Here is a 24,187-nt window from a genome sequence, read left to right on the forward strand (position 1 = left end):
GAGCGCATCAGCGCTCCGCCCCCGCCGTTCTCCGCTGCCGGGTACCGGCCGGTTCAGCTCCCGTTGACGACCGTCGCGGCGGGGGCCGCCCCGGCGGCTCCTGCCGCGAGCAGTTCACGGCGGCGCGCCTCGAACCTGCGCGTGTCCTTCCACAGCCGCAGCACCAGGACGACCTCGAAGAAGGCCAGCGCCAGGACCGAGAACACGGCGGTCGGGATGATCAGGCTGTTCAGCGGGGTGAAGAGGGCGAGGACCACCGTCATCGGGGCCACCACGCACAGGAACATCTCGAACTCGATGCCGCTGAAGAGGTGGGGCCGCACCCTGTTCCGGAGCAGGAAGTCGCGCACCCGCGGGTAGAAGCCGGTCGGGGCCGGGGCGTCCGGACGTGCGGGGGCGTCCGCCATCTCGTCGTCCTCCGGGTCGGCGTCGCCGAGCCCCGGCGTCCTGGGACGCCGCGCGTCGGTGTCACCGGACAGCTCGGCGAGGGTCAGCTGCATGGCCCGGCGGGTCTTGGCGACCTGGGACCCGTTGAGGTAGCGCAGCAGGTCGAAGAAGACCACGACCGGCGCCACGATCAGGTAGGCGGCGTTCCCGGTGACCGCCCACTGCGTGACGAGCAGCGCCATGACACACCCGAAGAACCGGATGCGGTCGAACACGAAGTCGACCCAGCTCCCGAAGACGGACCCGTTTCCCTTGAGGCGGGCGATCTTGCCGTCCATGCAGTCCAGGACGAAGCTGAGGTGGAACAGGAGCCCGCCCAGCACCAACCAGGCCCAGCCCGTGCCCTCGACGAGGACCGGGGCCACGAAGCACAGGGCGGAGAGCAGTCCGAGGACACCGGCGCCCAGCGTCAGCTGGTTGGGGGTGATGTTGGTGCGGTTCGCGGTCCAGACCACGAGACGCCCTGCGAGGGGATCGACCAGGAAGACCGTCCACCAGGCGTCCTTCGCCTTGTAGGTCTCTTCCTTGACTTGCGCGAACGTGAAACGCGGCATGCGGGCTCTCCAGGAGGGCACACTCCCCCCGGAGCTCCGGCCGCTCCACCGTTCAACGAAGCGCTGACCAGGGCAGGGGAAAGGGCTGTGTCGGCGGGAATCGAGTCATCATGCCAGACCGAGGGGCGTCCGACCTAATCGGTGACGGCATACTTGACTGGTAAGAGGGGGATCAACAGGCGGCCGTGTGCGGAGCAGCGGATGGTCCACCCCCTTCGGTCTCGACCGAGGTAGAGGCATTGCGTTTTCTCAACGACCAGGTCCCGCAGCAGGACCTGACCTACAGCGACGTGTTCATGGTCCCGAACCGGAGCTCGGTGGGCTCCCGGCTCAGCGTGGACCTGTCGTCCCCGGACGGAACCGGCACCACCATCCCCCTGGTCGTGGCGAACATGACGGCGGTCGCCGGACGCCGCATGGCCGAGACCGTCGCCCGGCGCGGCGGCATCGCGGTCATCCCGCAGGACATCCCCATCGAGGTGGTGACCGACGTCGTCTCCTGGACCAAGCAGCGGCACCTGGTCCACGACACCGCGATCACCCTCAACCCGGCCAGCACGGTGGGTGAGGCCCTCAACCTGCTGCCCAAGCGTGCGCACAACGCCGTGATCGTGGTCGACGGGGCCCGCCGCCCCGTCGGCGTGGTCACCGAGGCCGACTGCGCGGGCGTCGACCGCTTCGCCCAGCTGCGCGACGTCATGTCCACCGAGCTGCTGACCATCCCCGCGGACACCGAGCCGCGGGAGGCCTTCGGGAAGCTGCACGACTTCCGCCACCGGCTCGCACCGGTCGTGGACGACAACGGCGCCCTGGTCGGCGTGCTCACCCGCACGGGCGCCCTGCGCTCCACTCTGTACACGCCCGCCGTGGACTCGGAGGGCCACCTGCGCGTGGCCGCCGCCGTGGGCATCAACGGCGACGTGGCGGGCAAGGCCGCCGAGCTGCTGGCCGCCGGTGCCGACACCCTGGTCATCGACACCGCGCACGGCCACCAGGAGAAGATGCTCTCCGCCATCGCCAAGGTGCGGGCCCTCGCCCCGAAGGTGCCGATCGTGGCGGGCAACATCGTCACCGCCCAGGGCACCCGCGACCTCATCGAGGCCGGCGCCGACATCGTCAAGGTCGGTGTGGGACCGGGCGCGATGTGCACCACCCGCATGATGACGGCCGTGGGCCGGCCCCAGTTCTCCGCCGTTCTGGAGTGCGCCGAGGCCGCGGCCGACCTGGGCGGGCACGTGTGGGCGGACGGCGGAGTACGCCACCCGCGCGACGTGGCCCTCGCCCTGGCGGCGGGTGCGTCCAACGTGATGGTGGGCTCCTGGTTCGCCGGGACCTACGAGTCGCCGGGCGACGTGATGCGCGACGCCGAGGGGCGGCAGTACAAGGAGAGCTTCGGCATGGCCTCGGCCCGCGCGGTCCGGCTGCGCACCGCCGACGACTCCCCGTTCGAGCGGGCGCGCAAGGCCCTGTTCGAGGAGGGCATCTCCACGGGCCGCATGTACCTGGACCCGGAGCGGCCCAGCGTGGAGGACCTGATCGACCAGATCATCGCGGGTGTGCGCAGCTCGATGACGTACGCGGGCGCCACCTCGCTGGAGGAGTTCCGCGAGCGCGCCGTGGTCGGCGTGCAGAGCGCCGCCGGCTACAACGAGGGACGGCCGGTCCCCACCAGCTGGTAGGCCCCGGCGCGGGGACGCCCGGGGCAGCCGGGCGTCCCGGGCGCGGGTCCGCCGGACCGGCTCGGGCCCGTCCGGCGTCCACGTGCTCGGGCCGTGCGCCGGGCCCCGCGGGACTACTCCCCGGCGGCGAGGACCGCCTTGCGGTGCTCGCCGCACAGGCGGTCGGCGTGCCGGACCGGCTCGGGCACGCGGTACTTCGGTGACAGGCGCAGCACCAGCTCCGCCGAGCCCTCCAGGTCCACGCGGTGCCCCACGGACACGTAGACGGGCTTGACGCCCGTGCGGGTGCGCAGGACGCGCCCGATCACCTCGGCGCCCTCCCGCTCCAGCGCGGACGAGTCGGGGACCACCTCCGACCGGCCGGCCACCATGGGCGTCCACGCCCCGCGTTCGTTCCCCGGCACGGAGTGCTTGCCGTACAGGACGGACTTGGCCGAGCCGACCACCGGCAGGTCCAGCAGGACTCCCAGGTGGGAGGCGATCCCGAAGCGGCGCGGGTGCGCCAGGCCGAACCCGTCGCACAGGTACACGTCGGGTGTCGTCCGCAGCGCGCCCAGGGCCTCCAGGACCGGCGGCAGCTCACGGAAGGCGAACAGCCCCGAGATGTAGGGGAACGTCGGCTCGGAGGAGATCGCGACGGACTCCACGACCTCCAGGGTCCGGGTGTCCAGGATGACGGCCGCCGCCGACAGCGCGGAGTTGTCCGTGGCGTAGCTGACGTCCAGCCCGGCCACCAGCCGTACGGCGTCCGGGTCCAGCGGTTCGACCCGCACGCGGTCCGCCAGGGCGCGCTGGCGCGCGACGGCTTCCCGCGGGTCGGCGGGCCAGTTCTCGGGGTCGTCCAGGACCCGTGCGACCCGTTCTGCGATCTCCGACATCATGTCCCCCCGTTCGCGCGGTCCGACTCCGCCCGTCCATCCAACCGTACGCGGACGGGGGCCGTACCGCCGCTGGGACGGCCTCGGCCCCCGACCGGGTCGGGGACCTCGAACCGCTCCCCGTTCGCGGGCACGCCGACGCCCCGCCAGGTGAAGGGGATCCCCTGGCCGAGGTCGGGGTCGGCCCGGTCCATCAGCTGGAAGTGCAGGTGCGGCTCGGTGGAGTTGCCGGAGTTGCCGCACAGCGCGAGCGTCTGGCCGGTCCGGACGCGGTCGCCCTCGCGCACCTTCAGCGAACCGCGCCGGACGTGGGCGTAGAGGGCGAAGACGCCGCCGCCCAGGTCGAGGACGACGTGGTTGCCGACCACGGGTCCGGCTCCGCCGAGGCTGCGGACCGCCCCCTCCACGAGCAGGTAGGCGAGCGCCGGGTAGGAGTTGCGGCTCAGGTGGTCGCGGCGGTGGTCGCGGGCGTGGACGACCACGGCGTCCGCCACGGCCAGCAGGGGTTCGCCGAAGGTCGGGAAGTCCCGGTTGTGCCGGACCGGCGGCCACCAGCCGAAGGCCGGGCGCTCCTCGGAGTCCGTCAGGACGTCGATCGCGTACTCCTGGCCGTAGGCGCGGGTGCCGTGGCTGGGGACGCGGTCGGCCGGGCTGTTCATGGCCAGCCAGGCCCCGCTGAGCGGTGGGGCCACCTCGACGGCTTCCGGCGGCGTGTTCCGGCGCGCGAGGCGGCCGAACAGCAGGGTCAGTGTTCCCAGCACCAGGAACACCGCCAGGGCGGCCACGTTCCACCACCCCGAGAAGTCCAGGAGCGGGCGGGTGAGGACCACCCCCAGGATCACGACGACGCTCCACTGGACGAGGAGTCCGCACACCCTGGCCGCCGATCGCATGGCTTTCCTCCGTCCGGGCGGATCCGTACCGCCCTTCGATGTCTCTTGAGTTTACGTAATTACGGATTTACGCACAAACGCGACCCGAGCACAAGGGCCCGGTGCGAGCACGGCGCGGAACCCCGCACTCCGCGCTGTGCGACACCCCACAGCACCGGACGTACGACCGGGAGGTCGCGGCGCAGTACCGTGGACCCGCCAGTTTTGCACTGACTGGTCAGTTCAAAAAGAGGGGGTGCAGGTATGCGTCGGGCCACCGGAGCTCGTGTCCGGGCCGAGGGCGTCACGCTCGCCACACGCGAGGGTCCCGTCTACACCGGGGTCGAGTTCGTCGCCCGGCCGGGCACGCTCACGGTCTTCCAGGCCGACTCGGGAGGCGGCCGCAGCGCACTGCTCCTGACCCTGACCGGCAGGATGCGGCCGTCGGAGGGGACCGTGTACGTGGACGGCCACGAGCTGCCCCGGCGGGCCCGCAGGGTCCGGCGGATCAGCTCCCTCGGCCTGATGGACGACGTCAACGCGCTCGACGAGCGCCTCCGGGTACGCGAACACCTCTCCGAGGGACTGCTCCTGCGGATGCGCCCCGCGGCGCGGGGTCTGGCCGACGAGGTCATGGAGGCCGCCGACCTGGGCACCCTGGACCGCCGAACCCTGGTCAAGGACCTGTCCATGCTCGAACGGCGGCGCCTCGGAGTCGCCCTGGCCCTGCTCGCCGAACCCCGGCTGCTGGCCGTGGACGACGTCGACGGCGGGCTGAGCGGCGAACACCGGGCCGCCATGTGGCTCACCCTCGCCCGGCTGGCGGCGGAGGGTCTCACCGTGATCGCCACCTGCGCCGACGCCGAGGAGCTGGACACCGTCGCCGGGCAGGACACCCGGGGACCGATCCCGATCCGCCAGGGCCCCGGGCACGGGCCGGACGGCGGCGAGGGCACGACCGGCGACGACGGGGCCACCGGTCCGGGGACGGTCCGCGTCCGCGACCTCCTCGGCCGCCGGAGGGACGGTGACGACCATGAACAGGCATAAGAGGGGCAGACCGCGCATGCGGCCCTTCGCCGTGCCCCGGCTCGGCCTTCTCACCATGCGCTCCTTCCTTCGCTCCCCGCTGCCCACCGCGGCGCTGGCGGCGCTCATGCTCATCCCGCTGCTCTACTCCGGCATGTACCTGTGGTCCTTCTGGGACCCGTTCGGCAGGATGCAGCACCTGCCCGTGGCGCTCGTCAACGAGGACCGGCCCGTCGAGGTGGACGGCAGGGAGATGGACGCCGGCGGCGAGCTCGCCGACACCCTCCTGGACCGCGGGGACCTCGACTGGCACCTGGTCGACGCGGACGAGGCCGCGCACGGGGTCGCCGAGGGGGACTACTACGTCTCCCTCACCATCCCCCCGCGCTTCAGCGAGGACCTCTCCTCGCCCTCCCGCGACCGGGAGGCACCGGTCCAGGCCATGTTGGAGGCGCACTACAACGACTCCAACAGCTTCATCGTGCGCCAGCTGGCGGGAAGCGCCTTCGAGGAGGTCCGCGACGCCGCCGCGGCGTCGGCGATCAGCGACTACCTCGACGAGATCTTCGTCGGCTTCAACCGGATCCACGGGGAGACCGAGGACGCCGCCGAGGGGGCCGACGAGCTGTCCGGCGGCGCGGACAGCGCGGAGGAGGGTTCCGGTGAACTGTCCACGGGCGTGGACGACGCGCACTCCGGGGCCGGATCGCTGAGCAGTGGCCTGGACGAGCTCCACACCGGCTCGCAGTCCCTCGCCGAGGGTGCGGGTACCGCCTCGGAGGAGGTCTCCACCCAGGTGGAGAAACTGGACGAGCTGGCCGACGAGTGGCTCCCCCAACTGGACGAGGACGTCCCCGCGATCCAGGAGCGCGCCGAGACGGCCGCCGAGGTCACCGGTGCCCTGTCCACGGCCCTGGAGGAACTGCCCGAGGACATCGACACCGACGGACTCGCCGAGGTCGACACGAGGCTGGCCTCCCACCTCCGGGACAACCCGGAGCTGGAGACCGAGGACCCCGAGCTGTACACGCTGCTGCGCGACCTCCAGGAGGCCATGGGCACCGCCCTGTCCGTGGCCGGGTACGTCGACGACAACAGGGACGACATCGAGGCGGCCGCCGAGGAGGCCGCCTCGCTGAGCGAACAGGCGGCGGCGCTCTCCGAGGACCTCCCCGACATGGTGGACCGGGCCGAGGAGGCCCGCGACGAGGTCGACGAGCTGGACGAGGGGCTGGCAGAACTCGCCACCGGCTCCGCCGCGCTGCGCGACGGGCTGGCGGACGCCTCGGAGGGCGCCTCGGACCTGGATTCGGGCCTGGGCCGGCTCAGCGGCGGTGCGGGCGACCTGCACGAGGGGCTGGGCGAGCTGGCGTCGGGTTCCGGCGAACTCGCCGAGGGGCTCGGAGAGGGCGCTGGTGAGATCCCCACCTACTCCGACCAGGGGCGCAGCGACGCGGCCGGCATGATGAGCGAGCCCATCCGTCTGGACAGCGAGATCGCCAACGAGTCCCCGAACTACGGGTCGGGGTTCGCCCCGTTCTTCGTCCCGCTGTCCCTGTGGGTGGGAGCGATGGTGGTGTTCATGGTGCTGCCCGCCCTGTCCTCCCGTGCTCTGGCGTCCTCGGCCCCCTCCTGGCGGGTCGCCCTCGCCGGACGGGTCGTACCGCTGCTGCTCGGCGCGGGCCAGGTGGCGGTCATGCTGGGCGCGCTGCACCTGTTCCTGGGCCTGCAGGCCCAGAACTGGCTTCTGGTCATCGCGTTCCTGCTGCTGACCTCGGCCGCGTTCACCGCCGTGGTGCAGTACCTCAACGTCCGGTTCGGGGCCGCGGGCCGTGTGATCGCCCTGGCCCTCCTGGTGCTCCAGCTGACCTCGGCGGGCGGCACGTACCCGATCGAGACCAGTCCGGGGTTCTTCCAGGCCATCGGCCCCTACCTGCCGCTGTACTGGGGTGTGACGGCGATGCGCAACCTGCTCGGGGGCGGCGACATGACACTGGTGTGGACGGCCTTCGGCGTGATGGGCCTGTGGCTGGTGGTTCCGCTGCTGCTCACGTGGCTGGCCGTGGACCGCAGACGGGTGTGGACGATGACCTCCCTCTACCCCGCGCTGAAGCTGTGAGGACCCGACGTGGCGCAACCAGCGCCGATACGGGCAGAATGGGCCCGATGAGCCCGAGCAACGAAGGTCCGAGAGGCGGACGCCGAGAGGCGACCAGGCACCGCCTGTTCGAGGCTGCGGTCAACCTGATCTCCGAGCAGGGGTACGGCGCCACGACGGTGGACGAGATCGCCGAGCGAGCCGGGGTCGCCAAGGGCACCGTCTACTACAACTTCGGCGGCAAGAGCGAGTTGTACACGGCGCTGATGGAGTGGGGGGTGACGCGGCTCGCCGACACCCTGAAGGGCGCGGTCGTCCCCTCCGCGTCCCCCGCGGAGGGACTCACCGCGGTCCTGCGCGCGGGGGTGGTGTTCATCGGCGAGCACGAGGCCCTCGCCCGGCTCCTCATGGCGGAGGCCTGGCGTACCAACCGGGCCTGGTACGCCACCGTCCGCCAGATCCGCACCGAGGCGATCGGGGTCATCTCCGGCCAGCTGGAGCGGTTGGCCGCCGAGGGGGCTCTGCGCCCGGGCCTGGACACGGGGCTGGCGGGGTCCGCCCTGTTCGGCATGGTGGTGACCGTGGCCCTGGACTGGCGCACGCTCCAGCCGCAGCGGCCGGTCGAGGAGATCCACGCGACCCTGGCCCACGTGGCCGAGGGCCTGGTCGGCGCACCCGCGCCCGGGTCGAACAACGCCTGAGAGGACGCCCCCCATGGCCGAGCTGTATCCGCTGCTCCCCCTCGTGGCCGGAGCCGTGATCCTCTGGCTCGTAGCGCGGGACACACGCCTCGAACTGCGGCTGGTCCGCTACGGGATGCGCGCCAAGGGCCGGGTGATCGGCTACAACGAGACCTCGACAGCCTCGCGCATGATCGTGCAGTTCCGTACGGAGGAGGGCCAGGAGGTGCACGCCGAACACGAGAACACCGGCTGGACGGCCTCCCGCGCAGGGGAGATCGTCACGGTCGCCTACGATCCGGACGATCCCGCGCTGGCGCGCATCGTCTCCGCGCCGTGGCTGAGCCACTGGGTGCGGGGGCTGTTCGGCGGACTGGGCGCGATCCTGGTGTGCACCGGGCTCCTCCTGGGCTACCTGGAGTGGCGTTAGGCCGCCCGGCGACCCCTCCTCGTCCTCACGGAGTCCTCGGGCGGCACGGGTCCGGTTCGGGGAGGAGCCGCTGGCCAGGTCCTGTCGCGGGCCCGGCTCCGGCCAGGGCCCCCTCGCGGGGTTCGGAGTAGCGGACCAGCCGTGAGGGCAGTCCTCCGTCCAAGGTGGAACGGGTGCGCACACGCACCCCGCACAACAGGTCCGCCAGTCCCGCCCCGTCGGGGCGGACCAGGGCGCCCGCGGCGTGCGCCGCGACCACGGCGAGCGCGACCCAGGGCAGCCCCAGGGTGAGGAGGACGGCGGCCGGCACCTGGAGCAGGAGGGTCCGGAGGAGGACCCGCCGACGGGACGCGGGGCGCGGGAGCTCCCGCTCGCCCAGCCCCAGTCCGACGGCGGCCCGGCCCGGTGTGGCGCGGTCGCGCCGCAGTTGGGGCAAGGCGACGGCGCCCACGAAGGCCAGTCCGAGGAACACGACCGTCCGGGCGCGGCCGTCCTGGCCGGGGCCCACGACGTCGTAGGCGTGCAGCAGGGCGACCAGCGCGGCCGACCCGAACCACCACAGGCCGAGGTCGAGCAGGGTGCCCGCCATGCGCCGGCCGAGGCCGGGGGCGACGCGGTCGGGTACGGCGACGGGCCACCCCCTGGCGAGGCCACCGGGCCACAGGGGCAGGAGCAGGCGGGCGGCCAGCCACCCGGCCAGGACCCCCGCCACGCCCAGCGCGACCAGCCGGGGAGAGGTGGGCGCGTAGCCGCACGGATACAGACCGAGGACCCCGGTCGCACGCACCACGCCGACGGACGCGGCGAGCGCCGCGCCGACCAGGAGGGTGACCACCGGGCCCCGCCGGAAGCGGTAGCGGGCCAGGAGGCCGACCGGCACGAAGAGCCCGAACGCGAGGGCGAGGCTCCCGGCCGTGTGTGCCGCGCCGGCCCCGCCTCCCGTGGAGGCTCCTCCGATCGGCGCCGTGAACCCACCGCCCGTGGCGCCGCCCGGGCCTCCTGTGCACAGTCCGTCGACGGAGGCGGGCAGCGGCCAGACCGCGTAGGCCGCCAGGGCCGCCCCCGCGACCAGAGCGGCCGCCGTGAGAGTCCCCGGCCAGCCGTGCGGCCACCCGTAGCGCCGGTGCTGTCCGCGCAGGTACAGAGCGGCGCCGGCGACCACCAGCAGCGGTACGACGGCGAGCGCCACCTCGATGGCGGCCTGTCCCCCGCCGAACGGTCGACCCATGATGCTTCCCCTGTCCTCCGGCCGTGTCGGTGCCATCGCTCCCGGCCTCCGGGCGCTCCGGCGTTCCGATGCCCTCGGACTCCCCGTCCGCGTGGCCCTTCCCGGCTCCGGGCCGCAACGCTAGTACGCTCCGTTGCCGGGTGGGGACCGAACAACGACTTCGGCCGCCTCCGTCCTGACCCGGGACCGGCTCACCGTGCTGCCCCGGGCACCCCGGAGTTGTCACGCGAAACAGGGTGGACGCGCACTCTCTGCCATATGTGACTTTTGTCCCATTGTCACCATTTATTCACAGCAGGCGACAGCAGTACCCCTGGGCGAAGGGTGGACATTCGCCGCCTTCATGGCAGACTGCCTTGACCAACCCGGATATTTCGGCGCTTCACGTGCGAGATACGATCCCCAACGCCGAAAAGCCGCGCTTGTAGTTACCCTGCGGTACGTCCCGCGTCGAGAACCCCCGACGGACGCCGCCCGCGGGGCAGGAGGCCGCGCACAGACAGGCCAAGAGGTGCCCCCACGACACCCGGCCTCTCGCGGCCCCGCACCGCAACCACCAGACCGAAGACGCGGATCGACAGGAGAACCGTGCAGGCAGTACCGAAGCGACGCGGACGGACGATCACCGCCCGTATTCGCGCAATGGTCATGATCCCCACCACCGCGCTCGTCGCGCTCTGGCTGATCCTCACCTTCGCCCTGACCGGCGACGCCGTCACGCAGCTGATCCGCGCTCAGGCCACCGAGGACATGGTGACCCCCGCCGCGGTCGGCCTCGTGGACGTGATGCAGGAACGGTCCCAGTCGATCGCCTTCATCGAGAACCCCGGGAGCGAGCAGCTGGCGGTCGACCTCGCCGAGGCCAGGGAGGTCACCGACAGCACCATGGGCGTGGTCATCGGGGAGCTCATCGACTTCGCCGACCTCGCCCCCGGCGAGGGCGGCCACCACATCAGGATGCTGCACGAGCAGTACGGGGAGATCGGCGCGCTCCGCGAGGCGGTCGACTCCGGAGAGGCCTCACGCGGGGAGGTCCTCGACTACTACAACGAACTCGTCCTGCACGGCGCCGACAGCTTCGACAGCCAGGTCCGCGAGGGGAACAGAGGCGACTCGGTCAGCCCCGCCTTCACCGCCGTGTACATGTTCCGGACCGTCGACGTCTTCGCGCGAAGCGACGCCCAGATCGCCCGCGCCTTCGCCGGGGACGAGCTGACCGCGGCCGACCAGCGCGAGTTCACCGAACTGGTCGGCGCCTACCAGAACCTCCTCTCCGGGAACGGCCACTACCTGGAGGGTGAGGGCCAGGCGGAACGCCTCCAGGCAGTGCTCGACAGCCCCGAGTACGCGCGGCTCCAGGAGATGCAGCAGGAGATCATCGACCGCCGGATCACGACGGAGACGGTCACCGACCCGATCACCCTGGTCGCCGGCGAGGTCGAGGACCTCTCCATGCCGGTCGACCAGGACCAGTGGAGGTCCGACTACGACCATGTCCTGGCCGAGCTGACCGCGCTGGGCGCCGACGAGGCCGTACACTCCGCCGCCGTCTCCCGTGGGGACGCCAACCAGGCGGTCGGTGTGGCCGTCGGGGGAAGTCTCGGTGTCGCCGCCGTCATCGCGGTCGCCTTCCTGCTGGCACGCCGCTCGTCGAACGTCCTCACCGAGCGCCTGCTGCGCCTGCGCGACGACTCCCACGACCTCGTCGAGAACCGCCTCCCCGACCTCGTGCGCCGCCTGCACGACGGCCAGCGCGTGGACACCGACACCTCCCTCACCGGGCTCAACACCGCCGACGACGAGATCGGCGACGTCGCCAGGGCGTTCAACGCCGCCCAACGCGCCGCCATCAACGAGGCGGTACAGCAGACCGAACTGCGCCAGGGCGTCAACCGCGTCTTCCTCAACATCGCGCACCGCAGCCAGACACTGGTCCACCGGCAGCTCCGCCTGCTGGACAAGATGGAGCGCGAGCAGGAGGACCCGGACCAGCTGGCCCAGCTGTTCAAGCTCGACCACCTGGCCACCCGCTCGCGGCGCAACGCCGAGAACCTGCTGATCCTGGGCGGCGAGGCCCCGGGCCGGACCTGGCACCGGCCGATGCCGCTGATCGACGTGCTGCGCGGCGCCATCTCCGAGTCCGGCGACTACACGCGCGTCAAGCGCGACCGGATCGCCCGCGTCCACCTCAACGGCCCGGCCGTCGCCGACGTCATCCACCTGGTCGCGGAGCTGGTCGACAACGCCGCCATGTTCTCGCCGCCGCACACGCAGGTGCGCCTGAGCAGTGACGACGTGCCCAACGGCGTGACGGTCGAGATCGAGGACCGCGGCCTGGGCATGACCGAGAGCGAGTTCACCTCGGCGAACGCACTCCTGGCCAGCCCTCCCGAGTTCGACGTGATGCGTCTGAACGAGAAGATGCGCCTCGGTCTCTTCGTGGTCTCGCACCTGGCCCACCGCCACGGCATCAAGGTGCACCTGCGCCAGTCGCCGTACGGAGGCGTGCAGGCGATCGTCCTGCTCCCGCACGAACTGATCTCCGGTGACCGGACCCCGCTGCCGCCCTCCGAGTCCGGCCGTGAGGACATCTGGGAGGTGCGGGAGATCATCGACCGCGCCCCCGGCGAACTGGAGTCCGCGCCCGCCGGTGCCAAACCGGTCCTGACCTCCGTGTCCGCCCCGGGCGAGGACACCGCGACCGAGGGGTCGGACGGCGGCATGCCGGACGATTTCCTCGGCCCCGTCGTCGACACCGGTTCCCCCCTCCCGCCCGCGGAGGGCGGACGTCCCACGCTTCCGACGCGCAGGAAGAACATCAGCGCGGTCCCCGCGCCCGGTGCCGCGGAGGAGCCGGACGCCGCGGCCGAGGCCGACGGAGGTCGACCCGCGCTGCCCAAGCGGCGTCCGCAGGAGAACCTGGCGCCGCAGCTGGCGACCGATCCCGTGCCCGACGGCCCGACCGGACCCGCGTTCGGCACCCCCGCGGGTGAGGCGACCGACAGCGGGGAGCGACTGGCACGCCTGCGCAAGAACATGTCCGCCTTCCAGAAGGGGACGGACCGCGGACGGCGCGAAGGCAAGCAGCAGACCCACGACACCGACAAGGACGCCTAACCGTGACGAGTACTCCCGAAGGCGCCGCGCGCGACAGCGGAAACGGCGCGGCAAAGAAGGACATCAACTGGCTCCTCGACGAGCTGCTCGACCGTGCGGTCGGATCCCGGCACGCGATCGTGCTGTCCGCCGACGGCCTCCTGATCGGACGCTCCCACGAGCTGGTCAAGGAGGACGCCGAGCACCTGTCCGCGGTGGCGTCCGCGTTCCAGAGCCTGGCGCGCGGCACCGGCCGCCACTTCGGCGGCGGCGAGGTCCTCCAGACCGTGGTGGAGATGGAGAGCGCCTACCTGTTCGTCACGGGCGCCGGACGCGGGGCGTGCCTGGCTGTACTCGCCGACGAGAGCGCCGACGTCGGGCTCATCGCCTACGAGATGAACGTCCTGGTCGGGCAGGTGGGCCGGTATCTGGACGCCGCCCCCAGACACGGGGACGCCTCCGGGGAAGACACGCGATAGGGGACGGTCATGCAAGCGCACAACGAGTTCCCGCACGGCGAGGTACCTCAAGGCCTGCCGAGCCGCGACGCGGTCCGCGGGTACGGCGGGGGTTCACCGGAGGCCCCGGGGACCCCCGAACCGGCCGGTCAGCAGGACGCCGGACCGCTCGTCCGCCCGTACGTGATCGCGCAGGGCCGCGAGCACGCTGACACCGTGCGACTGGACATGATCAGCGTGGTGATCGCGGCCAAGCGCGCCGAGGTCGACGAGATGGACCTGGAGCCGGAGCAGCTCCGCATCCTGGAGCTGTGCCGCCGACCCCTGTCGGTCGCCGAGGTCTCCGCCCACCTGGACATCCCGGTGGCCGTGGTGAAGGTGCTTCTGAGCGACCTCCTCAACCGCGGCCTCGCGTTGGCCCGTGCCCCCTACACAGCTAAGAGCCCGGTGAGCCGGGACGTACTCCAGGCGGTTCTCGATGGCATCCAGCGACTCTGACGACACGCAGACGACCGTCCCCTCGGCACTGAAGATCCTGGTGGCGGGAGGTTTCGGTGCGGGCAAGACCACCTTGGTCGGATCCGTCAGCGAGATCGCCCCGTTGAACACCGAAGAGGTCATGACCGAGGCCAGCTACGGGGTCGACGACCTGTCCGGGGTGGAGTCCAAGACGACCACCACCGTGGCGCTGGACTTCGGACGCATCACCATCAGCTCCGCCCTGGTGCTGTACCTGTTCGGTACCCCGGGCCAGGAGCGCTTCTGGTTCATGTGGGAGGAGCTGTCGGAGGGGGCCCTGGGTGCCGTCGTCATCGCCGACACCCGCCGTCTGGAGACGTGCTTCGCGGCGGTGGACTTCTTCGAGAGGCGCGGTGTGCCGTTCGTGGTGGCGGTGAACTGCTTCGACGACGCCCACGCCTACGAACCGGGCGAGGTCCGCGACGCGCTGAGCCTCGACCCGGCGATCCCGGTGGTGCTGTGCGACGCCCGGGAGCGGGAGTCGTCCAAACAGGTGCTGTTGACACTGGTCAACCGGGTCGCCGAGCAGATGGTCGCCTAGGGAGTGACAGCGGAGCGTGCGTGTCGGCGGGGGCGGGGGGCTGGTGCCCCCCGCCCCTTCCTCGTGCCGGGGCGGGGTGTGTGCGCGACGCGGACCGGGGAACGCCCGGGGCGCGGTTCGGATGCCGGATCGGTTCCGAGGACGCCGGAACCGGTGTACACACGGACCCTCCAGGTAAAGTTCGCCCCGTGGAACGCCGCCGGGCGTTGCACACCCGCAGACCATGGACCCGTCTCGGGCGGGCCCGCACGAAGGCGACTGGAGTACTCCATGAAGCGGTTCGAGTGGCGCGACACGATCCAGGCCCTGGACGCCGAGGCCGACTGCGAGCGCATCGTCCGCATCCTCGGCTCCCACGAGTTCCCGTGGGACATCGAGCAGGCGCTGGGACTGGCCCTGTACCGGACCTACGCCGTCCCCAGCATCGGCGAGCTCCTCGCGCACACCCGGGAGTTCACGGAGCGCACCCAGCACCGCTACGACGACACCGCGCTCATCCTCAACGACATCCTGGAGCACGGGTTCGAGCCGGGGCGGGGACGGGACGCACTGCGCCGGATGAACCAGATGCACCGCTCCTACGACATCAGCAACGACGACTACCGGTACGTGCTCAGCACGTTCGTCGTCATGCCGGTGCGCTGGCTCAACGACTACGGCTACGGCTGGCGCAGGCTGTCGGAGCACGAGATCGCCGCCAGCACCAACTACTACCGCAAACTCGGCAGGCACATGGGGATCAAGGACATCCCCGAGACCTACGAGCAGTTCCGGGACCTCCTCGACACCTACGAGCAGGAGAACTTCGCCTACACCGAGGGCGGACGCGCCGTCTCCGACTCCACCCTCGACCTCATGGTGACCTTCTACCCGGCCTGGCAGCGCCCGCTGGTGCGCCCCTTCACCAAGGCCCTCCTGGACGAACGGCTGATCAAGGCCTTCGGCTACCCGGAGCCCTCCGCGGCGTGGCGGAAGCTGAGCGTCGGCGCGCTGAGGCTGCGGGCGCGGGTGGTACGGCTGATGCCTTCGCGCGAGAAGCCGCGCTGGGCGCGCGAGAGCGCGAACATCCGCAGCTACCCGGGCGGCTACGAGCCGTCCCGGATCGGCACGTTCCCGGCGGGGTGCCCGGTCCCGCACGACATGCTCACGCAGGACGTCGCGCCCACCGGTGCCCGTGTCCCGGCGCCCGGCCAGGCCGTCGCCCCGCAGGGTGCCGCCACCGGAGCCGCGGACGGCCCCGTCATCGCCCGGCCCTTCGACACCACAGCGACCCCAGCGGCTCCCGAGACCACGGGGACCACCGAGACGTAGTCCCCCGGGCGTGCCCCCGCACGCTGCCGCGCGCCTCCCCCGGGCGTACCCCACGACCCCCGGATTCCCCCTCCCCCTCTCCCGAAGGAACCTCCCATGAAACGTTTCGACTTCCGCGACGAGGTCCACCGTCTGGACGCCGAGGCCGACTGCGTGCGCATCATGCAGATCCTCAACTCCCACGAGTTCCCGTGGGACATGGGCCGCGCCCTGGGGATCGCCCTGTACCGGACCTACGCCGTCCCCAGCATCGGCGGTCTGCTCGGCAGGACGAACGAGTTCACCGGCAGTACCCAGAAGCGCTACGACGACACCGCGCTCATCCTCGGCAACATGATGCGGCACGGGTTCGAGCCGGGGCGGGGACGCGACTCCCTGCGCCGGATGAACCAGATGCACCGCTCCTACGACATCAGCAACGACGACTACCGGTACGTGCTCAGCACGTTCGTCGTCATGCCGGTGCGCTGGCTCAACGACTACGGCTACGGCTGGCGCAGGCTGTCGGAGCACGAGATCGCCGCGATCACGCACTACTACCGCAGGCTCGGCAGGTACATGGGGATCAAGGACATCCCCGAGACCTACGAGCAGTTCCGGGACCTCCTCGACACCTACGAGCGGGAGAACTTCGCCTACACCGAGGGCGGACGCGCCGTCTCCGACTCCACCCTCGACCTCATGGTGACCTTCTACCCGCCGCGCGTGTCCGGGCTGGCGCGCAAGTTCTCCATGGCGATCCTGGACGAGTCGCTCATCGAGACCTTCCGGTACGAGCCGCCCAGCAGGGCCTGGCGCAGGACGGCCGACACGGCGCTGAAGCTGCGTGCCAAGGTCGTGCGCCGCATGAAGCCGCGCGAGGAACCGCTGTGGGCGGACATGAACCCGAACATCCGCAGCTACCCCGAGGGCTACGACGTCAACCGCATCGGCACGTTCCCGGCGGGGTGCCCGGTGGCACACGACGTGGACCCGGTCGGCCACGCCGACCTGTACGGCGGGGGCACCGGAGCGTCCGGTGGCGGAGCGGAGACCGGGAAGGCCGCGCCGGGCGCGCCCTCCGACGCCTCGGTAGAGGCGCCCGCGGACGGGCACCCGTGAACACGGCCGTCGATCCCACACACGGCGGCGCCCCCTCCGGGGGCCCCGGGCCGGTCGGGGCCCTGCCGCGCCCGGTGCACGCCTGGTACGGCAGCGGCGCCGTGGCCACCGGCATCTTCAACACGGTGCCGGGGCTGCTGCTCCTCATCTACCTGACCGACACGCTCGCGGTGAGCCCCGCCCTGGCTGGATTGGTGGTCCTCCTGCCCAAACTGGTCGACCTCCTGGTCAGTCCGTACATCGGTGTCTGGTCGGACCGGACCCGCTCCGCGTGGGGGCCGCGCCGGCCCTGGATGCTGGCGGGTGCGCTGACCCTGCCCGTCCTGTTCGGCGCCATGTTCGCCGGACCGCCCCTGGAGGGGAACTCCGCGGCCCTGTACGTGGCGGTGGTGTTCGTGGCCGCCGCCCTGGCGTCGTCCGTGTTCCAGGTCCCGCACGCCGCCCTGCCCGGGGAGATCACCTCCGACTACCACGAGCGGTCCACGCTCAACACCTGGCGGACCGCGTTCGTGGGGCTCGCCCTGATGCTCGGCGGCGCGCTGGCGCCGGTCATCCAGTCGGCCCCCGGTGACGAGGTCGTCGGGTACCGGCTCATGGGCCTGGTCATGGGCGGCGTGGTGCTGGTGTCCATGCTCGGGGCCGTGTTCGGCATCCGGAGGGCTCCGCGCCCGGTCTTCCCGCACCGCACCGAGGGCCTCCTGGTCCAGCTGGGGGTGGCGTTCGCGCACCGGCACTTCCGCGTGCTGTTCCCCGCCAACCTGCTGATGGCGGTGGCGGGCGGCACCATGGTCGCCGGGGTGCCGTACGTGACGGCCAACGTCATGGGCGAGCCGCGCTACACGAGCGTCCTCATGGTGTGCGTGCTGGTGCCGCTGATCGCGTCGGCACCGCTGTGGAAGCGGTGGTCCGTGCGCGTGGACAAGCGTCGCGCGGCCGGGTACGCGGCGGTGGTGTTCGCCCTGGGCGGCCTGGGCCTGCTGCTGATCCCGGTCTGGGGGTTCCCCGGGGCGGTGTTCTCGTCCGCGCTGGTCGGCGTGGGCCTGTCCGGCACGACGCTGCTGCCGTGGTCGATGCTGGCCGACTGCATGGCCGAGACCCACGGCTCGGGGCGGCGCCAGAGCGGCGTGCTGTCGGGTGTGTGGACGTCCGGCGAGGCGATGGCCCAGGCGGTCGGGGCGGGTCTGCTGTCGCTCTCGCTGGCGGTGAGCGGTTACGTGGAGTCGGGCGCGGGCGAGGCCGTCCGGCAGAGCGACGAGGCCCTGCGCGGCATGCTGATCGGCAGCACGCTGGTGCCCGCCGTGGTGATGCTGGGCTGCCTGGTGCCCCTGGCGTTCTACCGGCTGACCGCCGAGGGCGCCGGGTCGGCCCCGGCGCCCGCCGCCGACCGGACGGGGGCTTCTGGCACCTAAGTCGTGTTTTTTGCGTCCTCGCCGGACTCGCGTCCGCAGGGCTCAGCGTCCCAGGCGCCGCCACAGCGCGCGGGGCATCAGGCGCATCCCCGCGAAGAGCGGCCGGAGCACGCGCGGCGCCCACACCGTGGTCGCCCCCGAGCGCAGCCCGGACGCCACCGCCTGCGCCACCTGGCCCGGTGTGGCCGGGAACGGGGCGGGGTCCACGTGGGCGGACATCCGGGTGGGGACGTAGCCCGGCCGCACCACCAGGACCCGGGCCCCGGACCCGTGCAGGGAGTCGGCGAGCCCCTGGGCGAAGCCGTCCAGTCCGGCCTTGGCCGACCCGTACACGAAGTTGAACCGGCGGACCCGCACCCCCGCCACGGACGAGAGCACCACCAGGGCGCCGTGTCCCTGTTCGCGCAGGCGGGCCGCGACGGCCAGCCCCGCGCAGACGTGACCCGTGTAGTTCACGGCGGCGGCGCGGGCGGCGGAGGCGGGGTCGGCCTCGTACGCCGCCTGGTCGCCCAGCACCCCGAACGCGGCCACGACCACGTCCAGGTCCCCGACCAGGCCGACCGCCTCGGCGACCGTGCCGGTGTGGGTGTCGGGCTGTCCGGCGTCGAACTCCACCGAGTGCACGGAGGCCCCGAGGTCCGCGAGCACGCCCGGCGGGGCCCCCACCCCTCCTCGCGCGGCCAGCACCACCTCCTTGGCGCCCTCGCGGACCAGCCGTTCGACGATGGCGAGGCCGATCTCGCTGCGTCCGCCGAGCAGCAGAACGGTCCGTACCCTTCCCACCGAGTCGCGCATGGGGTCCCTTCGGTCGTGGTGTGTCGTGGTGTGCGGGGCGCGTCCGGTGTCCGCGCGGTCCCGCGCCGCCGCCGGGGCGGCGGGTCCCGGGGTCAGACCAGACGCAGGCGGCGGGCGAGGTCGGAGACGAGCACGCCCTCGGGGTCGGCCCGTTCGCGCACCCTCCGCCAGGCGGGCAGTTCCGGGTACATGGCGTGCACGGTCTCGGCGCTCGCCCTGCTGTCCTTGGCCAGGTACAGGCGCCCGCCGGCGTCCAGCAGCCTCTGGTCGAGGCCGTCGAGCAGGCGCCCGAGTCCGGGCAGGTCGGCCGGCAGGTCCACGGCGAGGGTCCACCCCGGCCGTGGGAAGGACAGCGGCCCCGGTGTCGGCTCGCCCATGCGCTTGAGGACCGTCAGGAACGAGGGGGCGCCCGCGCGGGAGAGCCCCTCCATGACGGCGGCCAGGGTGCCCTCGGCCCCGAACGGGACGACGAACTGGTACTGCACCAGTCCGTGCGGTCCGTACATCCGGTTCCATCCACGCACGGCGTCCAGCGGGTGGAAGAACCCGGCGGCCGGCTGCGCCTCCCCCCTTCTGCGCCGGGGAGCGGCGTGGAGGTAGGCGGTGTTGAACGCCCCCACGGTCCACCGGTTGAGCAGCCCGGGCGGGGCCCAGGGCGGTGCCGCGAGCGCTGTGCCCGCCCGGTGCCGCAGTGGTTCGCCCCGGAGCGCGGAGGGGAGGTCCCCGAGCCGTGCGTGCTCGGCCCGGGTGAACACCCCCCTGCCCATGGCGCCGCCCCCGGCCAGCAGGTCCACCCAGCACACCGAGTACCGGTGGGTTCCGGGGCGCGACATCAGCTCCAGCGTGGCGTCCAGCCCGGTGGTCCGGTCGGTGTCCACCCTCATGTAGGCCGTCTCGACCGGGAACACGGCCAGGGTGACCTCGGTGACGACCCCGGTCAGCCCCATCCCGCCGACGGTCGCCCAGAACAGGTCGGACCCGTCGCCGTCGGGCCCGAGCGCGCGGACGCGCCCGTCGGGGGTCACCAGGGTCAGTGCGCGCACGTGGGCGCCGATCGACGAGTCCGCGTGGTGGTTCTTGCCGTGGACGTCGGCGGCGACCGCCCCGCCCAGGGTGACGTGCCCGGTCCCCGGCGTCACGGGGACGAAGTACCCGCGCCGGAGCAGGTGCGCGACGACCCTTCCGAGGGGGGTCCCCGCCGGGGCGGAGGCCTCGCCCCGGACCGTGTCGAGCCGGATCGGGCCGGTCAGCTCCGTGCAGTCCAGGACCAGCCCTCCCGCGGCCTGCGCGGCGTCGCCGTAGGAGCGGCCCAGGCCCCGGGCGAGGGCTCCGCGCCCCCCGGCCCGCGACAGCGCCTCGGCGACCTGTTCGACGGTGCGCGGACGTACCACGCGTGCGGCGGTGGGCGCGGTGCGGCCCCAGCCGGTGAGGAGGGCGGGGCGCGCCGGGTCGGGCTCACGGTCGGGCAGTGGTCGGCTCACAGGTGGATCCCCAGTCCGACGAGGGCGGCGAGTGCCACGAGGATCACCTGGAGGGGCCGGTCGCGCAGGGCGATCTCCTCCGGCTCCTCCCCGGCTCCCCGGTCGACGAGCAGGTTGTAGCGCAGGACGAACATGATGAACGGAACGATACTCACCGCGTGGAACACGGTCTGTGGCCCGTCGCCCCGCTCCAGGGCCCACAGGCAGTAGGTCACGATCATCGCGGCCGAGGCCATGGTGCGGGTCTGGGCGAGGTAGGTGACGGTGTACCCGCGCAGTGTCTCCCGGACCGGCTCCGCGGGCGTCTCCTCGGCGTCGCGGAACGCCCTCAGTTCCGCCTCGCGCTTGCCGACCACCACGAGGAGCGCGGCCAACGACACCACGATGACGAACCAGGAGGTCAGCGGCACGCCGACCGCGACCCCGCCCGCGACGGCGCGCAGCACGTGGCAGGCGGCGACCACCACCAGGTCGCAGACCACCACGTCCTTGAGGCGGTGGGTGTAGGCCAGGGTGAGCAGCACGTATCCGGCGATCAGTCCGGACAGGGGCGGGTTGCCCAGGGCGAGGGAGGCCAGTGGGGCCGCCACGCCGAGGACGAGGCCGACCGTGAGGGCGACAGGCACGGGGAGCGCGCCCGAGGCGACGGGCCGGTGGCGCTTGCGCTCGTGGGCGCGGTCGCGGTGGACGTCGCTGACGTCGTTGAGCAGGTAGGTGCCGCCGGCGGCCGCACAGAACAGCGCGAACACCGCCGCGCAGGTCAGCAGTGCTTCGGGGTCGCCCAGTGCCCCGGCCGCGGCGGGGGCGGCCAGGACCAGGAGGTTCTTCAGCCACTGCCGGGGACGACAGGCCCGGAACAGGGCGCGGGCCGTCCCGAGGACGCCGCTCGGTGCACCCGGACCGCCGGGACCTGCGGACGTGTCCCCCGTGGGCCCGGTCCGTTCCCTGCTCTCCGTCACCGGCGCCCCGGTGCGGGGACGGGCGCACCGGCGCACCCGCCGGGGCACGCCGGCGTGGGCCGGGGGCGGGGGTCAGTTGTGGTGGTCACTGCGGCGGCCGGAGACGTACAGGACGGTGGCGATGCCCGCGAAGCCGACGCCCACGACGAGGAAGGCGATCGGGAGGGTGGTGTGCAGCAGCGGCAGCAGGGTGCGGCCCTGCTCGGAGTTGGCGACGGCGTTCTGGACCGACTCGTCGTCGAAGACGAGCTCTGCGTCCAGCAGGGTCAGGACCTCCTCGCCGTCCACGACGACGACGCGGTTCTGGTCCTCGCTGACCTTGAGGGGGGAGCCGGTGGTGGGCTCGATCCAGTAGGTGCGGGTGATGGAGAAGACCTCGTCGCCGGTGACGTCCCCGTCGCCCTCCATCCCCGCGACCGAACGCGGCAGGGTGCGCTCGTCGATGACGGTCGGCTCGACGTCCTGGACGAACCGGTAGGCCTCCACACCCTCGATCTCCTCGACCCCGTCGAACTCCATGGGGACGACCTCCTGGACGGTGGTCTCGAAGAAGTCGTAGTCCCGCTGCTCGGTGAAGAAGGGGAACTTCCAGGCCTGCCCGCTCTGGACGACGGACTCCTCGTTGACCATGGAGTCGCAGCAGTCGACGGCCTCACCGGTGACGCGGTCGTGTCCGGCGCGGCGGCTCGTTGAGCTGATACCGAAGTCGGTGTCGGCGTCCTTCAGCCAGGTGAACTGGTCCCACACGACGATCTCGTCGGTGCTGGAGGCCACGTCGGCGCGGATGGTCGCGTGGGCTTCGAGGGTGGCGTTCTCGACCAGTTCCACGTCCTCGATGTTGAAGTAGGTGGCCCCCTCGGCGACGTTGACGGTTTCGCTGTAGTAGTCGAGGGGAGTCTTCATCAGGGAGCTCGACATCCATGTGCGCATCATGGGTGCGGCGGCGAGGAAGAAGACTCCAAACGCGATGAGAACGACCGCAACGGTACGGCGCATGTGCCCTCCTGGGCGGATGAGAGTCCAGATCTGAAACTGCGTCTAGTGGAACTAGGTCTAGTTCCGGGTAGAGTACTGCCCAGTAGTGAACGACGTCACCAGGGCGTGTCTGAATTTTTATAACACGTTCTAGTGAAACGCGTTTCAACGCTCTCCCGTTCTGGAAGGCCCATGGCGCCCACTCCCTCCGCGCCCGAGGACCCCACCGGCGCCCCCACCGGCAGTGACTCCGACGGCACACGTCCCGGCACCGCCGCCACCGGCCTCCGGCCCGCCCCGCGGGCCCCCGATCCGGCGCTGGTCCTGCCCCAGGTCGACGGCCGCCATGAGACCCTCGACGGCATCCGCGCCGTGGCGGCCCTGATGGTGCTGGTCTTCCACGTCGGCACGGAGACCGGCGACTCCCTCGCCCCCGGGGTCCTGGGCGGACTGGTGTCCGCGTTCGACCTCGCCGTGCCCCTGTTCTTCACGCTCTCCGGTGTGCTGCTCTACCGGCCCTGGGCGCGCGCCGCACTGGACGGGACGCGCGGCCCCCGCGCCCGCCCCTACCTGTGGCGACGGGCCGTACGCGTCTTCCCCGCCTACTGGGTGGTGGCGGTGACGGCGCTGCTCGTCTACTCACGGGAGGAGCTCGGCTCCCCCGCCTACTGGCTCCAGGTCCTGACCCTGACCTTCACCTTCGACACCGACCCGGCGTGGGTGGGCACCGGCCCCTACGGCCTCGGCCAGATGTGGAGCCTGTCGGTCGAGGTCGGCTTCTACCTGCTGCTGCCGCTGTTCGCCCTGCTCCTGGCCCTGTGGGCGAGAGGCGGGAGGACCGTCGACGCCCGCGGCAGGCGCCTCCTCACCGGCCTCGCCGTCATGGGGATGCTCGCCCTGGCCTCGCTGGTCCCGCAGTTCTATCCGGAGCCCCGCGAGTACATGCACGCCTGGCTGCCGCGCGCGCTCGGCCTGTTCGCCGCCGGAATGGCGCTGGCGGTGCTGTCGGAGTGGGCCTGGCGGGAGCCCGGCGCCGACGGCCCGGTGCGCCGCTTCTCCCGCACCGTCGCCGCGTCACCCGGTGTGTGCTGGCTGCTGGCGGGCGGGTTCTTCGCCCTGTCCGCGACCGAGGCCACAGGGGGGCGGTTCATCGGTTCCGGCGACATCTGGACCTCCGCGGCGGCCTCCCTGGCCGGGGCGGGCTTCGCGTTCTTCGTGGTCGCGCCCGCGGCCCTGGCTCCGCGCCCCACCGCCCCGCCGGTCTCCCTCCGCCGGGCCGCGGCCTGGCGGGACGGCCGCTGGCTGGAGTCGCTGCTGAGGCACCGTGTGTGCCAGTTCCTCGCCCGGATCTCCTACGGCGTGTTCCTCTGGCAGTTCGTCGTGCTGTACCTGTGGCGCGACTTCACCGGGCAGGAGATCTTCAGCGGTTCCTTCTGGCTGGACATGGTGCCGGTGACGGTCGGGACGGTCCTGCTGGCCGTGGCGACCTTCCACTGGGTCGAGGAGCCCAGCCGCCGCTGGTCGCGGAGGTTCCCGGGTCCCGGGCGCCGGCTCTAGTGTCCTGAGTCTCAAATATCCATATAGTTGTGTGATGGTACGACCAGGACCCAAACTCGCGCCGCTGGACCTGACCGCTGACGACAAAGC

Annotated in this window: 21 protein-coding genes; 13 read left to right on the forward strand and 8 right to left on the reverse strand. The window is 72.1% G+C overall.

Features of this window, described 5'->3' with window-relative positions:
* Positions 1-53: 53 nt before the first annotated feature.
* A complete protein-coding gene (locus tag ACFWTE_RS25120) occupies positions 54-1,001 on the reverse strand; it encodes a CDP-alcohol phosphatidyltransferase family protein (RefSeq protein WP_378782355.1) in 948 nt (315 codons plus the stop codon).
* A gap of 239 nt (positions 1,002-1,240) precedes the next feature.
* Between ACFWTE_RS25120 and ACFWTE_RS25125 the strand changes: the two genes are divergently transcribed.
* Entirely contained in the window at positions 1,241-2,680 is a 1,440-nt protein-coding gene (locus ACFWTE_RS25125) for a GuaB1 family IMP dehydrogenase-related protein (protein WP_378782356.1), read from the forward strand.
* A 113-nt stretch (positions 2,681-2,793) separates the two neighbouring features.
* Here the strand turns inward: ACFWTE_RS25125 and ACFWTE_RS25130 are convergent, their stop codons facing one another.
* The gene (locus ACFWTE_RS25130; RefSeq protein WP_378782358.1) at positions 2,794-3,558 is read right to left on the reverse strand and encodes an endonuclease V; all 765 of its coding nucleotides are present in this window, start codon (positions 3,556-3,558) and stop codon (positions 2,794-2,796) included.
* Positions 3,558-4,451 carry a M23 family metallopeptidase gene (locus ACFWTE_RS25135; protein ID WP_378782359.1) on the reverse strand — a complete coding sequence of 298 codons (894 nt, stop codon included), beginning with the start codon at positions 4,449-4,451 and terminating at the stop codon, positions 3,558-3,560. Before ACFWTE_RS25135 ends, ACFWTE_RS25130 begins: the two co-directional genes overlap by 1 nt.
* A gap of 243 nt (positions 4,452-4,694) precedes the next feature.
* On the opposite strand from ACFWTE_RS25135, the gene ACFWTE_RS25140 reads away from it, so the two are divergent.
* From ACFWTE_RS25140 to ACFWTE_RS25155, 4 genes are read left to right on the forward strand one after another with little or no spacing between them, the layout of a single operon-like run.
* Positions 4,695-5,480, forward strand: a complete 786-nt coding sequence (locus ACFWTE_RS25140; RefSeq protein ID WP_378782360.1) for an ATP-binding cassette domain-containing protein — start codon at positions 4,695-4,697, stop codon at positions 5,478-5,480.
* On the forward strand, positions 5,467-7,578 hold the full coding sequence (locus tag ACFWTE_RS25145) for a YhgE/Pip family protein (RefSeq protein ID WP_378782361.1): 2,112 nt from the start codon (positions 5,467-5,469) through the stop codon (positions 7,576-7,578). The genes ACFWTE_RS25140 and ACFWTE_RS25145 overlap by 14 nt, the downstream gene beginning before the upstream one ends.
* 38 nt (positions 7,579-7,616) lie before the next feature.
* Positions 7,617-8,258, forward strand: a complete 642-nt coding sequence (locus ACFWTE_RS25150; protein ID WP_378782362.1) for a TetR/AcrR family transcriptional regulator — start codon at positions 7,617-7,619, stop codon at positions 8,256-8,258.
* A 13-nt stretch (positions 8,259-8,271) separates the two neighbouring features.
* Complete coding sequence (locus tag ACFWTE_RS25155; RefSeq protein ID WP_378782363.1) at positions 8,272-8,667, forward strand: DUF3592 domain-containing protein; 396 nt, start codon at positions 8,272-8,274, stop codon at positions 8,665-8,667.
* A gap of 25 nt (positions 8,668-8,692) precedes the next feature.
* On the opposite strand, the gene ACFWTE_RS25160 is transcribed toward ACFWTE_RS25155, so the two are convergent.
* Positions 8,693-9,895, reverse strand: coding sequence for an antibiotic resistance protein VanZ (locus tag ACFWTE_RS25160; protein WP_378782364.1), 1,203 nt, complete (start codon positions 9,893-9,895; stop codon positions 8,693-8,695).
* A gap of 588 nt (positions 9,896-10,483) precedes the next feature.
* Between ACFWTE_RS25160 and ACFWTE_RS25165 the strand changes: the two genes are divergently transcribed.
* The 7 genes from ACFWTE_RS25165 to ACFWTE_RS25195 all read left to right on the forward strand — a co-directional run bounded on the left by ACFWTE_RS25165 (position 10,484) and on the right by ACFWTE_RS25195 (position 18,330).
* Complete coding sequence (locus tag ACFWTE_RS25165; RefSeq protein ID WP_378782365.1) at positions 10,484-13,012, forward strand: nitrate- and nitrite sensing domain-containing protein; 2,529 nt, start codon at positions 10,484-10,486, stop codon at positions 13,010-13,012.
* 2 nt (positions 13,013-13,014) lie between these two features.
* On the forward strand, positions 13,015-13,470 hold the full coding sequence (locus ACFWTE_RS25170) for a roadblock/LC7 domain-containing protein (RefSeq protein ID WP_378782366.1): 456 nt from the start codon (positions 13,015-13,017) through the stop codon (positions 13,468-13,470).
* A gap of 9 nt (positions 13,471-13,479) precedes the next feature.
* Entirely contained in the window at positions 13,480-13,947 is a 468-nt protein-coding gene (locus ACFWTE_RS25175) for a DUF742 domain-containing protein (protein ID WP_378782367.1), read from the forward strand.
* Entirely contained in the window at positions 13,928-14,509 is a 582-nt protein-coding gene (locus tag ACFWTE_RS25180) for an ATP/GTP-binding protein (RefSeq protein WP_378782368.1), read from the forward strand. The genes ACFWTE_RS25175 and ACFWTE_RS25180 overlap by 20 nt, the downstream gene beginning before the upstream one ends.
* Before the next feature lie 270 nt (positions 14,510-14,779).
* On the forward strand, positions 14,780-15,820 hold the full coding sequence (locus ACFWTE_RS25185) for an oxygenase MpaB family protein (RefSeq protein ID WP_378782369.1): 1,041 nt from the start codon (positions 14,780-14,782) through the stop codon (positions 15,818-15,820).
* 96 nt (positions 15,821-15,916) lie between these two features.
* Entirely contained in the window at positions 15,917-16,921 is a 1,005-nt protein-coding gene (locus ACFWTE_RS25190; RefSeq protein ID WP_378782370.1) for an oxygenase MpaB family protein, read from the forward strand.
* Positions 16,918-18,330 (forward strand): MFS transporter, encoded by a 1,413-nt coding sequence (locus tag ACFWTE_RS25195; protein WP_378782371.1) that lies wholly within the window; start codon positions 16,918-16,920, stop codon positions 18,328-18,330. Before ACFWTE_RS25190 ends, ACFWTE_RS25195 begins: the two co-directional genes overlap by 4 nt.
* A 42-nt stretch (positions 18,331-18,372) precedes the next feature.
* Here ACFWTE_RS25195 and ACFWTE_RS25200 read toward each other — a convergent pair whose 3' ends face one another.
* From ACFWTE_RS25200 to ACFWTE_RS25215, 4 genes are all read right to left on the reverse strand, one after another.
* Positions 18,373-19,125, reverse strand: a complete 753-nt coding sequence (locus tag ACFWTE_RS25200; protein ID WP_378782372.1) for an SDR family NAD(P)-dependent oxidoreductase — start codon at positions 19,123-19,125, stop codon at positions 18,373-18,375.
* 92 nt (positions 19,126-19,217) lie between these two features.
* Positions 19,218-20,606 (reverse strand): FAD-binding protein, encoded by a 1,389-nt coding sequence (locus ACFWTE_RS25205; protein WP_378782373.1) that lies wholly within the window; start codon positions 20,604-20,606, stop codon positions 19,218-19,220.
* A complete protein-coding gene (locus tag ACFWTE_RS25210; protein WP_378782374.1) occupies positions 20,603-21,565 on the reverse strand; it encodes a decaprenyl-phosphate phosphoribosyltransferase in 963 nt (320 codons plus the stop codon). Before ACFWTE_RS25210 ends, ACFWTE_RS25205 begins: the two co-directional genes overlap by 4 nt.
* Positions 21,566-21,637: 72 nt before the next feature.
* Positions 21,638-22,561 carry a DUF3068 domain-containing protein gene (locus tag ACFWTE_RS25215; RefSeq protein WP_378782375.1) on the reverse strand — a complete coding sequence of 308 codons (924 nt, stop codon included), beginning with the start codon at positions 22,559-22,561 and terminating at the stop codon, positions 21,638-21,640.
* Positions 22,562-22,732: 171 nt separating this feature from the next.
* Here ACFWTE_RS25215 and ACFWTE_RS25220 point away from each other — a divergent pair, with 171 nt between their 5' ends.
* A complete protein-coding gene (locus ACFWTE_RS25220; protein ID WP_378782376.1) occupies positions 22,733-24,097 on the forward strand; it encodes an acyltransferase family protein in 1,365 nt (454 codons plus the stop codon).
* Positions 24,098-24,187 lie beyond the last annotated feature (90 nt).

This window comes from Nocardiopsis sp. NPDC058631 (genome assembly GCF_042716955.1).
Classification (GTDB): Bacteria; Actinomycetota; Actinomycetes; order Streptosporangiales; family Streptosporangiaceae; genus Nocardiopsis.

What these genes read in the sequence shown, in the direction of transcription:
- ACFWTE_RS25120 (WP_378782355.1), bottom strand. Translation starts at nt 1,001, where the DNA reads ATGCCGCGTTTCACGTTCGCGCAAGTCAAGGAAGAGACCTACAAGGCG.
- ACFWTE_RS25130 (WP_378782358.1), bottom strand. Translation starts at nt 3,558, where the DNA reads ATGTCGGAGATCGCAGAACGGGTCGCACGGGTCCTGGACGACCCCGAG.
- ACFWTE_RS25135 (WP_378782359.1), bottom strand. Translation starts at nt 4,451, where the DNA reads ATGCGATCGGCGGCCAGGGTGTGCGGACTCCTCGTCCAGTGGAGCGTC.
- ACFWTE_RS25140 (WP_378782360.1), top strand. Translation starts at nt 4,695, where the DNA reads ATGCGTCGGGCCACCGGAGCTCGTGTCCGGGCCGAGGGCGTCACGCTC.
- ACFWTE_RS25145 (WP_378782361.1), top strand. Translation starts at nt 5,467, where the DNA reads ATGAACAGGCATAAGAGGGGCAGACCGCGCATGCGGCCCTTCGCCGTG.
- ACFWTE_RS25150 (WP_378782362.1), top strand. Translation starts at nt 7,617, where the DNA reads ATGGGCCCGATGAGCCCGAGCAACGAAGGTCCGAGAGGCGGACGCCGA.
- ACFWTE_RS25155 (WP_378782363.1), top strand. Translation starts at nt 8,272, where the DNA reads ATGGCCGAGCTGTATCCGCTGCTCCCCCTCGTGGCCGGAGCCGTGATC.
- ACFWTE_RS25160 (WP_378782364.1), bottom strand. Translation starts at nt 9,895, where the DNA reads ATGGGTCGACCGTTCGGCGGGGGACAGGCCGCCATCGAGGTGGCGCTC.
- ACFWTE_RS25175 (WP_378782367.1), top strand. Translation starts at nt 13,480, where the DNA reads ATGCAAGCGCACAACGAGTTCCCGCACGGCGAGGTACCTCAAGGCCTG.
- ACFWTE_RS25180 (WP_378782368.1), top strand. Translation starts at nt 13,928, where the DNA reads ATGGCATCCAGCGACTCTGACGACACGCAGACGACCGTCCCCTCGGCA.
- ACFWTE_RS25185 (WP_378782369.1), top strand. Translation starts at nt 14,780, where the DNA reads ATGAAGCGGTTCGAGTGGCGCGACACGATCCAGGCCCTGGACGCCGAG.
- ACFWTE_RS25190 (WP_378782370.1), top strand. Translation starts at nt 15,917, where the DNA reads ATGAAACGTTTCGACTTCCGCGACGAGGTCCACCGTCTGGACGCCGAG.
- ACFWTE_RS25200 (WP_378782372.1), bottom strand. Translation starts at nt 19,125, where the DNA reads ATGCGCGACTCGGTGGGAAGGGTACGGACCGTTCTGCTGCTCGGCGGA.
- ACFWTE_RS25215 (WP_378782375.1), bottom strand. Translation starts at nt 22,561, where the DNA reads ATGCGCCGTACCGTTGCGGTCGTTCTCATCGCGTTTGGAGTCTTCTTC.
- ACFWTE_RS25220 (WP_378782376.1), top strand. Translation starts at nt 22,733, where the DNA reads ATGGCGCCCACTCCCTCCGCGCCCGAGGACCCCACCGGCGCCCCCACC.